The 9,323-nt window shown below is 39.2% G+C and carries 8 protein-coding genes; 2 read left to right on the forward strand and 6 right to left on the reverse strand.

All coding sequences use genetic code 11. From position 1 onward, the window contains the following. The first annotated feature begins 365 nt into the window (after positions 1–365). Positions 366–677 carry a 50S ribosomal protein L21 gene (gene rplU / locus Q8S11_RS00140; RefSeq protein WP_305660042.1) on the forward strand — a complete coding sequence of 104 codons (312 nt, stop codon included), beginning with the start codon at positions 366–368 and terminating at the stop codon, positions 675–677. A 98-nt stretch (positions 678–775) separates the two neighbouring features. Beyond that, positions 776–1,225 (forward strand): 50S ribosomal protein L27, encoded by a 450-nt coding sequence (gene rpmA, locus Q8S11_RS00145; RefSeq protein WP_305660043.1) that lies wholly within the window; start codon positions 776–778, stop codon positions 1,223–1,225. Between the two features lie 56 nt (positions 1,226–1,281). On the opposite strand, the gene Q8S11_RS00150 is transcribed toward rpmA, so the two are convergent. From Q8S11_RS00150 to topA, 6 genes are all read right to left on the reverse strand, one after another. After that, a complete protein-coding gene (locus Q8S11_RS00150) occupies positions 1,282–2,256 on the reverse strand; it encodes a polyprenyl synthetase family protein (RefSeq protein WP_305660044.1) in 975 nt (324 codons plus the stop codon). Between the two features lie 2 nt (positions 2,257–2,258). Continuing rightward, on the reverse strand, positions 2,259–4,388 hold the full coding sequence (gene rnr, locus Q8S11_RS00155; RefSeq protein WP_305660045.1) for a ribonuclease R: 2,130 nt from the start codon (positions 4,386–4,388) through the stop codon (positions 2,259–2,261). 92 nt (positions 4,389–4,480) lie between these two features. Then, entirely contained in the window at positions 4,481–5,197 is a 717-nt protein-coding gene (locus Q8S11_RS00160) for a 3'-5' exonuclease (RefSeq protein ID WP_305660046.1), read from the reverse strand. A gap of 59 nt (positions 5,198–5,256) precedes the next feature. Further along, positions 5,257–5,898 (reverse strand): YceH family protein, encoded by a 642-nt coding sequence (locus Q8S11_RS00165; RefSeq protein ID WP_305660047.1) that lies wholly within the window; start codon positions 5,896–5,898, stop codon positions 5,257–5,259. 116 nt (positions 5,899–6,014) lie between these two features. Next, complete coding sequence (locus Q8S11_RS00170; RefSeq protein WP_305660048.1) at positions 6,015–6,419, reverse strand: hypothetical protein; 405 nt, start codon at positions 6,417–6,419, stop codon at positions 6,015–6,017. Positions 6,420–6,455: 36 nt separating this feature from the next. Further along, positions 6,456–9,038 (reverse strand): type I DNA topoisomerase, encoded by a 2,583-nt coding sequence (gene topA / locus Q8S11_RS00175; RefSeq protein ID WP_305660049.1) that lies wholly within the window; start codon positions 9,036–9,038, stop codon positions 6,456–6,458. Between the last annotated feature and the right edge of the window lie 285 nt (positions 9,039–9,323).

Genomic DNA, 9,323 nt, shown 5'->3' on the forward strand with positions numbered 1-9,323 from the left:
CCGACCAATGATATGATCGTGCCTGGTACGGTGAGAACACCGACCAGAGGGGAACGCGTTTTCTTGCCGGAAATACTCCGGAGGAAAGGGCTGAACCAGCCTATAAGACCCAGGTATTGCTTTTCAAAATCAAATCATTGCGGTTCCGGAACCTGATCTGACCAATCAGAACCGTAAAATCTCAAATATTCCTACATTTAAAGCTGAAGGCTGCTGAAGTATCTGATAAAAACTTAATTCTACCTGGGAAGTATTTAAGGTATTATGCGGAAGAGATCTCCCTCCAGACCAATTATTCCAAATTAGTTTTTCTTTCAAAAGAAATATTCATATATTTGCACCTCATTTAAAAAAATATATTAATAATGTACGCAATAGTAAATATAGCCGGACAGCAATTTAAAGTTGCTAAAGACCAATATCTTTTTGTACACCGTTTACAGGGAGAAGAAGGCGCTAGTATTGAATTTGACAATGTATTATTAGCTGAAAATGATGGTAAATTCTCAATTGGTGCTGATGCATTAAAGGGAGCCAAAGTAAGTGCTAAAATACTGTCTCATTTAAAAGGAGAAAAAGTAATCGTTTTCAAGAAGAAACGTCGTAAAGGTTACAAGAAGAAAAACGGACACCGTCAGATGTTCACTAAGATTGAGATTACAGGCATTTCCTTGTAAGTTGTAAGTAATAAGTTATAGGTTGTAAGTTTTATATTCTTACAATAGTTTAAGTTTAAAATCCTGAATTGTTTACAATTCATAAATTATAAAATAACATGGCACATAAAAAAGGAGCCGGTAGTTCCAGAAACGGTCGCGAATCACATAGCAAGCGTTTGGGTATTAAGATCTTCGGTGGTCAGGCAGCAATTGCAGGAAATATTATCGTGCGTCAGCGCGGTACTCAGCATCATCCTGACAGAAATGTTGGTATTGGTAAAGACCATACCCTTTTTGCAATGATTGATGGTACAGTAATGTTCAGAAAGAGATATGATAATAAGTCGTATGTTTCAATTCTTCCAAGAGAAGCTGAAGTAGTAGTTGAGGACGCTGCTCCAAAAGTTAAGAAAGCAGTAGCTCCTAAAGCTAAGGTGACTGAAAAAGCAGTGAAGGTAGCAGCTAAACCAGCAGCTAAAAAGCCTGCAGCTAAGAAAGAGCCAGTAGCTAAGAAAGCTCCTGCAAAGAAAGATGCATCAGATGATGCTACTTCTGCAGAAGCTTAATTTTTAGTATCAAAAAATATTCATTAATGAAAGCCCTGGTGAAAATCAGGGCTTTTTTAATGCTCTCTGATCAGTAATTGCTCAGCAAATCCTCTGAGAAGTTCTTTCCTTGAATTTTCCACAGTGATTTTATCAAGGGCATTTAATGCTTTCCTGACAAAATTTTCCATTTCAGCTTCTGCCAGCTTTCGTACTCCCAGTGAATCATAGATGGAAGTGATGGCATTCACCTTTTTGACTGCCTGAACATCAGGCTGATTCAGCCATTTAGCAAGTTCTGTAGATGTTTCTCCATTGGCCAGTTCCCTGGCTTTGATTAGGAGAAAGGTTTTTTTATCGGCAAGAATATCCCCTCCAACCTGTTTTCCGAACTTTTCAGGATCACCGTATACATCCAGGATATCGTCCTGCAATTGAAATGCAAGCCCCAGGTTTTCGCCAAATTCATATAATAAATCAGCCTGCTCTTTTTCTGCACCACCAATCAATGCACCGATCTGCATACTTCCTGCGAGTAATACTGCAGTTTTTAGTCTGATCATTTCAATATATTCCTCCAGACTCACTTGATCCCTTTTCTCAAAATTCATATCCGCCTGTTGCCCCTGACAAACACCTGATGCGGTATCCGAGAATATATCCAGAACTTTCCGAAGTATTGAATCATCTACCCTAATCATGAGTTTATAGGCCTCTACAAACATCACATCCCCTGATAAAATTGCTGCACTTTCGTTCCATTTTACATGTACAGTTGGATTCCCTCTCCTTAGGGGTGCTTTATCCATAATATCATCATGCATCAGGGTGAAATTATGAAAGAGCTCAATGCCAATTGCAGCATCCAATGCTTTTGAAACATTCCCTCCGAATAATTCTGTGGAAACCAAAACCAGAACAGGCCTCATTCGTTTGCCACCCAATTGCATCAGGTACGTGATAGGCTCGTAAAGTTCTGCAGGTTCTGCGGTGTACTGGGTATCGGCTATAGCCTTATTAATAATGGTTTGAAGCTGTTCTATTGAATGCATTACTATTTTACCAGGGTGAAATCTATTTGACGCTTACTTAAATCAACCTTTTTGACCATAATAGTTACTTCGTCACCCAATTGATATTTCTTTTTACGGCGCTGACCAATGATGCAGTAGTTCTTCTCATCGAGTACGTAAAAATCATCGTTAAGGTCGCGTAAACGAATCATACCTTCGCATTTATTGGCTATAATTTCAACATACATACCCCATTCAGTCAGTCCGGAAATAATTCCATTAAATTCTTCCCCAATATTATTCTGAAGGTATTCAGCCTGTTTGTACTTTACTGAAGCACGTTCAGCATCCGCGGCTTTTTTCTCCATCTGTGAGGCATGGATTGACATTTTTTCAAATTCCTCTTCATTTACTGATTTCCCTTCAGCCAGGTATAATTCAAGTAAACGGTGAACCATCACATCTGGATATCTGCGGATAGGAGAGGTGAAGTGGGTATAATAATCGAACGCAAGCCCGTAGTGACTATGTTTCTTAGTCGTATAAACCGCCTTAGCCATTGATCTGATCGCGAGCTGAGTCAATACATTCTGCTCTTTCTTTCCTTCCACATCAGCCATTAAAAAATTCAGCGAGCGGGCAGTTTCACGCCCTGAACTCATATCAATTTTATAACCGAACTTTGAAGCGAACTGCGAGAAGCTCAACAGGGCATCTTCCTTCGGTGAATCATGGGAACGGTAAACAAAAGTTAATTTCTGATTCCCTTTGCCCTTTTTTGCAATAAATTCGGCTACCTTTTTGTTGGCAAGAAGCATGAAATCCTCAATCAGTTTATGGGCATCTTTTCGCTCTTTTACATAAACTCCGAGGGGTTTACCCTGATCATCAAGACGAAATTTTATCTCTACACTTTCAAAGCTTATTGCCCCGTGTTTAAATTTACGATCTCTAAGTTTATATGCAAGCTCATTTAACTTTAAAAGCTCTTCGCTATGTTTACCACTTTTATTTTCGAGTACTTCCTGTGCATCTTCATAGCTGAAGCGTGTATCAGAATTGATAATTGTTCTTCCAAACCATTGCTCAATTACATTGGCCTCCTTGTCGAGCTCGAATACGGCCGAAAAGCATAGTTTGTCTTCATTAGGCCGAAGGGAGCATAATCCATTTGATAATCGCTCAGGGAGCATAGGAATTACCCTGTCTACCAGATAAACAGATGTTCCCCTCTCAAAAGCTTCTTTATCAAGTGCTGTGCCTGTTCTAACATAATGGGAAACATCAGCTATATGAATGCCTACTTCTATATTTCCGTTTTTTAAATTTTGAAATGAAATGGCATCATCAAAGTCTTTGGCATCTGCCGGATCTATCGTAAAGGTTAAAACCTCCCTGAAATCCTTCCGTTTAGCGATTTCATCTTTTGAAATATCTTCCTTTATTGATTCAGCTTGCTTTTCTACCTCTTCAGGAAAAGCAAGTGGAAAACCATAATCGGCTAAAATGGCGTTCATTTCAGCATTATTCTCTCCTTGTTTACCAAGAACATGGGTAATCTCACCTATGGGATTTTTGGCATCTTCGGGCCAGTCAATGATTTTGGCAATAGCTTTATAACCATCTTTAGCTCCATTAAGTCCGTCTAATGGAATAAAAATATCATGCAGCATTTTCCGGTCATCCGGAACGAAAAAGGCAAAACGGTCAGAAAGCTTGATAATACCTGTAAAGTCCATTTTGGCTCTTTGCAGAATCTCCACAACTTCTCCGTCTTTTTTACGCCCCCTGTTCTTGGCGTAAACATATACCTTAACAAGATCACCATGCAGTGCATTACGAAGTTTACGCGGAGCTACATATATATCTTCTTCAAATTCATCTTCACTGACAATATACGCCGAACCATCGGTGGTCATATCTACCTTTCCGGTCACGAAGGTTTTAAGCTGTTTTAATATGAATTTGCCCTTTTCAGGTTCCTGAAGTATTCCTTTTCGGGTTTCCTCTTTTAAAACCTCCAGTATTATGGATCTGGTTTCATCATCATGGAGGTTTAGTTTTGATGCAACTTGTTTATAGTTTAATAGCTTATTACCTGATTTTTCAAACACATCAGTTATGAGTTTGGTAAGAACCAGGTTAAAGTTAGTTGATTTCTTTTTTGACATGTTATACTAATTTCCTCTAAGATAAAGCTTCACAAGCTAATTATAGACTTTTTTACTATTTGATAACATTCAATTGATCATTGAAATGGCAATCAGGGCTCCACAATTGTGATGTGATCTGTGGATAGTGCAGGTAAAGATTTGAATTTTAATAGGATTTGTGCAGTAGTAATTACATCCTTTTCGCAATACACCCTGATTCTTTCAAGGTCATTTTCCTCCCAGTAAACTTTGTGCACCATACTTCCATCGATATCGTCTTTAGGGCTTGCAATATTAAATACAGCAGCAAGCAGGTTGAGTGAGGTATAGTTTTTATAATCACCGAATTTCCAGAGATCCATAGTATCGAGGTGCATGATCTCCCAGGGCTTTTTTCCATGGATATTCAACTGTACTGGTATTTGAAGTTCATTAATCAGCATTCTGCGGCATAAATAAGGAAAATCAAATTCCTTGCCATTGTGGGCACATAATATCAGAGAATTGGACTGTTTGTTTAATAGATCAATAAATGACTGAATCACTTCCTTTTCTTCATCACCAAAAAATGATTTAACACGCAGGGTAAGTGTTTCAGTTTTGTTTGAGAAGATACCAACTGAAATGCAGATTATTTTTCCAAATTCTGCGAGTATTCCTCCCCGGGAATAAAATTCAGCTGCTGTTTCGCCGTCCCGGCGCTGAAAGCGGGTCTTTAGATCCCATAAATGCTGATATTCTGCTGGTAATTCGTTAAAACCAGGGTATTGAGGAACGGTTTCAATATCAAGCACTAAAACCTGTTGAAGATCAATGTTTTCTAACATGGATGAATTTTTATCAGTATTAGAAATTTACTAATTATTAGCCTGTAATAAAAACCAGGCTAGTTTAATTCGGACAGGAGTTTATTAAATGCCTCTTTTAATTCTGAAAGCTCTTTTTCAAGGATTTCTACCCGTGCACTAAGCTGCTCTGAAGATGCAGGATTTATACCTGATTGGTAATCATAGGAATCGTTCACACTGTCACCCAAAAGGTGAACAAACCGTACTTCCTTCTGACCCGGCCGGCGGTCAAGTGATTTTACAAAGCCCCTTTTTGAAAGATCCTGCAAGGTGCTCTGAACTTCTTCTATGGTCTCAAATTCATATAGCCTTCCGGAGTTTGTATTCAGTTCCCCGGGCGTTTGTGGTCCCCTGAGCAGGAGTAAACCGAGTAAAGCAAGCTCTGCCGGAATCAAAGGGTAAACAATTCCCAGATTATGTTTGTATTTGACTACCCTGCTTGAACCTCCTGTTGCTGTGGATACTAAACTTTTTTTCTTTAATGAATTTAAGGTCTCAACTATAGTTTCTTCATCATACTGAACAATTGGTGACCTTGAAGTTTTTTGGTTACAAGCCGACTGAAGACCATTGATAGACATAGGGTAATAATCGGGTGTAGTTTTGCTTTTTTCGATTAGTGATCCGAGAACACGTTGTTCTTCTGCACTAAGCTGGGCTATGTTTTGATTCAAATCCATATTCAAAGATAGGGTTCTGCTTTATTTGCAGGATATGAACTTTTGAGTTATCTGGGATTTGGGGTCAAAACTTTATGATTAACTGTGTTTAATAATTAAAGTACAGTAAGTAATTTTTAACCAATCATCACACCAGGCATGTTCAATAAGGGTATTCGGCTGAGATTGGTGTCAATAATACTTTCAGCTACAAAGATGAATTTCTTGTCGAAGATCTGTCCGTTGATGTAGTAGCTAAGCCAATATTCATTGGTTAATCCGAGAACCTGTTCATCAATAAGCTCAATGGCAGCAAAATCATGGGCTGCTACCGTACCTATAGAATGGCGTAAAACAGATGTTTTAACCTGTTTCCCATCTTTTTCACCATAACCTTTGGAACTAACAAGGACGGTTTCAATAGGCACATCCTTCAGGTTGAGGAGATATACCTTCCAATTTTTTAACTCGGGTGTTGATGATTCCAGAACAATAACCATTGCAATGTTTTCGACTAGGTTATCTGGTAAATCTTTTTTCATAGGGTATTGAAAAGGTTCTGTATCTGTTGATAAAGCCTATTTTTTAACAAGCTTTTTGGCACTTTTCTTTACGCTAACCTTCTTTACAGGCTTTTTTGTCTTTGCTGCAAATGCATCAGGAACCTGCTCTTCGATCAGTCTTTTAACCGCTTCGAGAGAAAGTGAAGCGAGTTCTTCAGGACTGTATTTATCGTTAGTGTTTTTGTTTTTTCCAAGCTTAAGCATTTCTTTGCCAAAGCGAATAAAAGGCCCCCATCTACCATTTTCAAGGGCGATTTTTTCAGATGGCCAGGTTTGGATAAATCGATTAGACTCCTTTTCGACTTTATTGCTGATTAATTCATCGATTTCTGTCTGTCCGAGATTTTCGAAATTATAACGGACCGGGACATTGATATAAAGGTTATTCCACTTAATAAATGGTCCGAAACGACCTTTACCCTTGGTTACTGGCAGATTCTGATACTGGGCAATTGGAGCATCCGCGATATTTTTCTGATCAATAAGTTCTATAGCCCGTTCCAGATTCACTGAAAGCGGATCTTCGCCTTTGGGTAATGAAATGAAACTTTCACCCCATTTAACATAAGGTCCAAACCGTCCCAGACCTACACTCAACTCCTTGCCCTGATAATCTTCTAATGGGAAAGGAAGCTTGAATAAGTCAAGTGCTTCTGGTAAAGTAATTGTTTCGATCATTTGTCCGGCACGGAGGCTCGCATAACGTGGTTTTTCATCCTCATCATTTTCAGGTGTTTCGCCAATTTGAACGAAGGGGCCATACCTGCCTATGCGGACAGATATTTTCTTTCCGGTTTCTGGATCATTACCAAGTTCCCTCTCACCGCTAGCTCTGTTTGCAGTTTGCAAAGTGTTTTCTACTTCAGTATGGAAAGGATTATAAAAGGAGCGGAGCATTTCTGTCCAGTCTTTTAAACCCTGAGCGATTTCATCGAACTCTTTTTCAACTCGGGCTGTAAAGTTGAAATCAACAATACCCTTGAAATGCTCTACCAGAAAATCATTTACTACTGCACCAATATCGGTTGGGAACAATTTATTTTTTTCTGCTCCTGTATTTTCTGATTTGATAGTTGTACTGATTTTTCCATCTTTCAGGCTGATTAACTGAAAATCGCGTTTTTTTCCCTCACGTTCTTCCTTTACCACATAACCCCGGTTTTGGATGGTTGAAATAGTAGGGGCGTAAGTAGATGGCCTGCCAATGCCCAACTCTTCGAGTTTCTTAACCAGACTGGCTTCAGTATATCGCGCCGGTGGTCTTGAATAACGCTCAGTAGCATTCATCTCACGTAAATTCAGTCTCTGTCCTTTGCTTAAAGGAGGTAGAATTGAGTTTTCACTTTCTTCATCAAGGTTGATTTCTACCTCTTCTTCATCTTTGGATTCAAAGTATACCTTAAGGAATCCGTCAAATTTCATTACCTCACCATTCGCCACAAACTCTTCGGGCCGGGTTGATACAGTAATTCTGGCGGTAGTTTTTTCGAAATTCGCATCCGACATCTGGGAAGCAATTGAACGTTTCCAGATCAGTTCGTAAAGGCGTTGTTCGGAAGAATCGCCACTAATTCTGTGCTGCTCAAAGTAGGTAGGACGTATAGCTTCGTGAGCTTCCTGTGCACCTGCCGATTTGGTTTTAAATTTTCTTAAATGGTGATATTTTTCGCCATAGGCTGAGGTAATCTCAGCTCTGGCGGCATTCAATGCAGTATCCGACAGGTTAACCGAGTCGGTACGCATATAGGTAATTTTACCGCTTTCGTATAATTTCTGAGCCACCGACATGGTTCTGGCAACAGAAAAACCTAATTTTCTGCTGGCTTCCTGTTGCAGGGTAGAGGTAGTGAAAGGGGGAGCCGGGCTTCTTTTTGTAGGCCTGGTTTCCAGGCTTTTAACGGTATATATTGCATTTATACAATCTTTCAGGAAATTTTCGGCTTCAGGCGCTTTTTCAAATCGCTCTGGCAATTCCGCCCTGAAAATTTCTTTTTGATTGTCGGTTGAAAAAACAGCTACAACTCGGAATGCTGCAGTAGCAGTGAACTTGTTTACTTCTCGTTCCCTGTCAACAATCAGCCGAACTGCAACGGATTGTACACGTCCGGCAGAAAGGGATGGTTTTACTTTTTTCCACAATACCGGAGATAATTCAAAACCCACCAGCCGGTCTAAAACCCTGCGGGCCTGTTGGGCATAAACTAAATTATAATCAATTTTTCGGGGTGTTTCTATTGCTTTAAGAATGGCTGACTTGGTAATTTCATGGAACACAATTCGCTTGGTTTTGTCTTCATTCAGTCCAAGGGTCTCGAAAAGATGCCATGAAATTGCCTCTCCTTCGCGGTCCTCATCCGATGCAAGCCATACCATTTCAGCATTCTTGGCCAACTTCTTTAATTCATTGACTACGGCTTTTTTATCTGAAGGAACTTCATAGCGCTGTTCAAAATTGTTGTTCACATTAATTGCATCATCGGTCTTGATCAGGTCGCGGATATGACCATAGCTTGATTTGACAAGAAAATCCTTCCCAAGATATCCTTCGATAGTTTTGGCTTTTGCCGGTGATTCAACAATAAGTAAATTTTTGGCCATTCAGTTCTTTGATATACTGCAAATAAAGGGATTATTAAAGGGAATGACAAATTAGCATTCAGCCTAAAGCAAATATCTGCAGGAAATTATAATAGAATTATAGAAAATTTTAAAGAAAACCTGTTGATCTGCTGAAGCAGATCACTCGACTTTGGCTATTTACTAGATAACAAAAAAAAAAGGCTTCATAATTGGATTTGAAGTCTTTTTTTATGACCTTAGTATCTAGTTAAAAGACTAGATATGGGATATCCAACCAAAATACAGCTTATAAAAAGAGCCAAA

It is taken from the genome of Daejeonella sp., assembly GCF_030695525.1.
Lineage (GTDB): Bacteria > Bacteroidota > Bacteroidia > Sphingobacteriales > Sphingobacteriaceae > Daejeonella.